This is a genomic window from Bacillus sp. LR--39 (genome assembly GCF_053613335.1).
The window spans coordinates 1-599 of sequence record NZ_JBSIOT010001218.1 but is presented as its reverse complement, the minus strand read 5'-3'; the positions used below and the strand labels follow the sequence as shown (position 1 = coordinate 599).

General features: G+C 43.4%; 1 protein-coding gene. It reads left to right on the top strand.

The window, feature by feature from the left end; translation table 11 throughout:
• The first annotated feature begins 51 nt into the window (after positions 1 to 51).
• Positions 52 to 405: a swarming motility protein SwrAA gene (gene swrA, locus ACWHAR_RS29530; protein WP_003185659.1), complete on the top strand. Its 354-nt coding sequence runs from the start codon at positions 52 to 54 to the stop codon at positions 403 to 405.
• The last annotated feature ends 194 nt before the right edge of the window (positions 406 to 599 follow it).

The window sequence follows — 599 nt, the reverse complement described above, 5'->3', positions numbered from 1 at the left end:
GTCTGACGCTTGCGCTTTTCTTATATATAAATAATAAATGGGGGTACACGATTGAAAAGGGCAAGTATTGTGAGAGAGAAAAAATACTATGAATTAGTGGAGCAGTTAAAAGTTCGATCACAAGACGTTACGTTTTCCGCTACAAAGGCAGTAGGATTGCTTATGCTGTTCAGCAGATACCTCGTGAACTACACTTCGGTCGAAAGTGTGGAAGATATTAATGAGGATTGCGCGGAACTTTATTTCAACTACTTGATGGACAACCACAAGCGGCTCGGCATCAATCTGACCGACATCAAGCGGTCAATGCAGCTGATAGGAGATATTCTTGATGTCGAGGTCAATCATTACCTGAAAGATTTTTCTTTGTCGAATGTGACGCTTTGGATGAGCCAGGAGAAATAAACCTCACGTTTACCATACCCAAGCATTTTATTATTTGTTAGAATAATAATAAAATGCACCAGCTTGCCTAAAGGTGCCAGCATTTGTCGTCACGAATGCGCATGAAAAGCACCGGCGTTTAAGCATCATGACGAAAGTTTCTGCGGCTGACGGCTCAGGCATCCCGCCTGAACGGCCGCCCGTCATTTCCTCGT